The following is a 1,708-nucleotide window of genomic DNA, read 5'->3' as shown; positions in this document are numbered from 1 at the left end:
CTCCAGCTTCTGGGAGAACACGAGGCCGTTCTAAAGATCGAAGACAACGGCTCGGGCCTCGGCAAACGCACTCACGAGCATCCAGGCATAGGTCTGCGCGTCATGGACTACCGTGCCAACCTTATCGACGGCAGCCTCACCATCAAATCCAAAGCCCGTGGCGGAGTCAGCGTCGTCTGCCGCTTTCCTTATGGCGGCGGTCAGGATTGATTGCCCCGCAGGTTTTGCGCAGCACACCCAACGTCCGGGACTCCACATGATCGCTGCGGTTTAAGCTCCGGCGATTTAGTCCGTGAGGTCACGCCCGCTCGCTCCGTAATGGTGGGATGGTCATCACCTCCCTCGACTTCGGCAAACCGGGCAAGCAGCAGGGCTTCCTGCAGGTTCCCTACTCCCACAACCTCGGCGGCTGGGCCAATGTGATGATCCCGATCACCACCGTCGCCCGAGGCAAAGGGCCCACCGTTCTCGTGCTCGGCGGCAATCATGGCGACGAATACCAGGGCCAGATCGCCGCCATGAAACTCGCGCGCGAGCTAACGCCTGAGAAGGTCACAGGGCGCATCATTCTGATCCCCTCGCTGAACCTGCCCGCCGCCCGTGCGGCCACGCGCCTGTCTCCGCTCGATGGCATGAACATGAACCGCGCCTTCCCCGGCGATGCCGAGGGGCCCGTCACCAGCCAGATCGCGCATTATCTGCGCACAGTGCTGTTCCCGCTCAGCGATGTCGTCATCGACATGCACTCAGGCGGTCGCAGCATGGAGTTCGTGCCCTGCTCGCACATGCACCTGGTGCCGGATCGTGAACAGCGCGCCAAGATGTTTGCCGCCATGCTCGCTTGGGGCACGGACTTCTGCTTCATCTACGCGGACATCGCGGGTACCGGCCTGCTGCCGGTGGAAGCGGAGAACCAAGGCAAGCTCGTCATCACCACCGAACTCGGCGGAGGCGAGTGCATTCCCGCCAGCGTTCATCGCATCACGCAGAACGGTTTGAAAAACGTGCTCATTCATGTCGGCGCGCTCAAAGGCCGTGTGCAGCCGCGCAAAGCACCGGCCATAATCACGCAGGCAACCAATCGTGAGGACTACATCCTAGCGCCGGAGTCCGGCATCTTTGAGATCACCGCCGATCTCGGTGCCAAGATCAAAAAAGGCCAGACCGTCGGCCACATCCATCATCTGGAGCGTCCTGATCGTGAACCAGAACCCATCATCGCCCAAAGCGCTGGTTACCTCATCACCATACGCGCCCCCTGCCTCACTCAGCAGGGGGATTGCGTGGCGGTGATCGCAAGACAAGTCAGCGAACGTGAAGTGCTGCGCGCATGAACTCATCCCCTGCGCGATCTCTTCCTCCGAAGGCTGCGACGAGTGCCATGACGCTCGTCGCCTTCATGTGGTTTGCGTATTTCCTGAACTACTGCGACCGCCAGGCCGTTTTCGCGATGTTTCCTTCGCTGAAGACCGGTCTCAGCATGAGCGATCAGCAACTCGGTCTGGTGGGCACCGTGTTTCTCTGGGTCTATGCCATAGGCTGCCCTGTCTCCGGCTATCTCGGCGATCGCTTCTCCAAACGCTTGCTCGTGGTGCTCAGCCTCGTGGTGTGGAGTCTCATCACCATCGGCACAGGACTCGTCTCCTCGGGTGCAACGCTGCTCGCCATGCGTGCCGCCATGGGCGTCTCCGAGTCGCTGTACATGTCG

General features: G+C 61.2%; 2 protein-coding genes and 1 pseudogene. All 3 read left to right on the top strand.

Going from position 1 to position 1,708, the window contains the following annotated elements; translation table 11 throughout:
- Positions 1–210 (top strand): annotated as a pseudogene (locus WAW39_RS17220) (hypothetical protein); the annotation flags it as partial.
- Positions 211–326: 116 nt separating this feature from the next.
- A complete protein-coding gene (locus WAW39_RS17215) occupies positions 327–1,334 on the top strand; it encodes a succinylglutamate desuccinylase/aspartoacylase family protein (RefSeq protein WP_422320420.1) in 1,008 nt (335 codons plus the stop codon).
- On the top strand, positions 1,331–1,708 hold a 378-nt coding region (locus tag WAW39_RS17210), incomplete at its 3' end, for an MFS transporter (protein WP_422320419.1). The genes WAW39_RS17215 and WAW39_RS17210, both read left to right, overlap by 4 nt.

Origin of the sequence: Prosthecobacter sp., from assembly GCF_049294395.1 — a bacterium.
In the GTDB taxonomy this organism is placed as follows: Bacteria; Verrucomicrobiota; Verrucomicrobiia; order Verrucomicrobiales; family Verrucomicrobiaceae; genus Prosthecobacter.
The sequence above is the reverse complement of the archived record's forward strand: the minus strand, read 5'-3'. Positions and strand labels throughout refer to the sequence as shown.

Excerpts from the sequence above, each read along its gene's own strand:
- WAW39_RS17215 (WP_422320420.1), top strand. The coding sequence starts at position 327 with ATGGTCATCACCTCCCTCGACTTCGGCAAACCGGGCAAGCAGCAGGGC.